Below are 1951 nucleotides of genomic sequence, written 5' to 3'. Positions count from 1 at the left end.
AGAAACCATTCTTTCGGACCAAGATTTCATGTATGGATGCCCCGATATCACCAAGGGGGTTCAGAGCATCGCCAATCGGCTTGGAGCCCAGTACAAACGGCGCTCCCCCTATTTCGATTAGCTTCCCCAGCGCTGGGGTCATTCGTGCGCTCTCACGTCAGCCTCAAGGAAATCGTAGCTTATACCTACAGCAAGCGTAGCCGGATGAGCGAAGCGATATCCGGGCTTCAGATTATCCCGTATATCGCCTGCGCTCATGCGGGCTACTCGCTCTCACGACTTCTTCGCCTCATCCAGAAACGCCTGCACCGCCTCGAACAGTTTCAAGCGATTGCGCTCCATGATGATGGTGTGCGTTCCTTCGGCGAGCGCCACGTAGCGTTTTCCCGGCGAGTTCACCAGCAGCGGAAACAACGTCTGCGCCATGTAGGGCGGTGTGTCGCGGTCCCATTCGGCGCCGACCAATAACGTCGGGACCGTGATTTTCGACGGATCGTAATAGGGTTTGCCGGCGCCGAAGAATTCGGCACCGTCCTGCACGACGCCGTTGGGCGCGCGAAGCACCGGCGGGTTCATCGTTGCGCCGTCCGGATCGGTGGCGAAGGTCGCGTCCGCCCAGGCGTCGAACCAGCCGGCGGGGATGAGGCTGGCCTTCTTGTCCTCGGGCACGCCGGTGTACCAGCGCTCCCGTGCCTGGTCGCGATTGACCATGCGGTAGGCGCCGAGCTTGCCGGCGCCGGCCTGAACCTGCGAGGGTGTTTGCCGGATCCAACTCGGCGCATAGAGCACAAGGCGTTCGACCTTGGCGGCGTTCTCAGTGGTGTAGGTCGCCATCAACGTGGTGCCCCACGACCAGCCGAGCAGGTTGAGGCGTGGAATATTGCGGTGCCGCAGGATGAAATCGACGGCGCTGCCGATGTCCTTGACCGCGGTCTGGCCCGTCACGATCGGGGGATTGGCCTCGGGCTTGTCGGCCATTTCCTTCGGCCGCGTGGATTTGCCGTAGCCGCGCAGATCGAGAAGCCACACGTCGTAACCGCGTGAGGCGATGTATTCCATCCAGGACAGGCCATCGAGCTTGAGGTCGAACGCCGTCTCGGCGGGATAAGTCGCGCCGTGCACGTAAAGCACGGTCTGCTCGGGCCGGAACGTGGTCATGTCGGCCGGTCGCTTGTTGCGGACGTAGATCTCGATGCCGGGATCTGATGTCTTGACCATCATCTCTTCAGTCACCAGGGGCCTCGTCTGTGCCAGCGCCGGAACGGAAAGCAGCGTTGCGAGAAAAAAGCCTGCGGTCGCGATCGAAAGTCTCACCATAGCCTCCCTCGTACTTTCCTTTGTTTCGGCCTTACCTAACGTAACGGCAATTGCGCTCGCCGTGCATCTAATTCTCGGCCGGTGACGGGAGCGGACGGGTCTGACGGCGGTCGATCGGAACTAAAAGGGCGCCGCGCGTCTACGCGATTTTCTTCAACGACTTCAAGCTGATTTGCCCCGTCCAGCCGTACGCGCAGAAATAAACCGCTTCGCGCGAGACCCAAATCACGCTTACAAATCCGGCCATCCCGTTCCCAGAAGAGGGACGTTGGCCATCGTCACGAACGTTGGGGCGGGTTGCGGTGGACGCGGCAGCGTCGGGCGCGAGAGCGGTTCGCAGGGCGGTTATCCGTGAGCGAATACGGCGCGCAGACGACCGGCGCTTAAACGCCTTCACCAGGACTTCGGCCGGCAAGCACTTGGCTGGTTGATGTCTTTGGCGAAGGAAGCTGCGTACGGCAAAACCGTGTGGTCCTGGCGCCCGTGGTTGGTGTCAAGCCGGCGGAGGTTTTCGAAGCCCGACCGGGCCTCGATGAACCGCCAATTCGTCGGCGACGGAGGCCAGAGGAATTCGGCTCCGGGGAGATCACGGCATAAGCCGTCAAACCATTGCGCAGGGAATGCCGGGATGCTC

2 protein-coding genes are annotated in these 1951 nt (G+C 61.5%); both read right to left on the bottom strand.

Going from position 1 to position 1951, the window contains the following annotated elements; all coding sequences use genetic code 11:
• Positions 1 to 273 precede the first annotated feature (273 nt).
• Positions 274 to 1314: an alpha/beta hydrolase gene (locus tag CQ12_RS11060; RefSeq protein ID WP_083519233.1), complete on the bottom strand. Its 1041-nt coding sequence runs from the start codon at positions 1312 to 1314 to the stop codon at positions 274 to 276.
• Between the two features lie 396 nt (positions 1315 to 1710).
• Positions 1711 to 1951: hypothetical protein (locus CQ12_RS45650; RefSeq protein ID WP_210180589.1), on the bottom strand; the 241-nt coding region annotated here is incomplete at its 5' end.

The organism is Bradyrhizobium jicamae (assembly GCF_001440395.1).
GTDB classification, from domain to species: domain Bacteria; phylum Pseudomonadota; class Alphaproteobacteria; order Rhizobiales; family Xanthobacteraceae; genus Bradyrhizobium; species Bradyrhizobium jicamae.
This window is presented reverse-complemented; position numbering and strand designations above follow the sequence as displayed.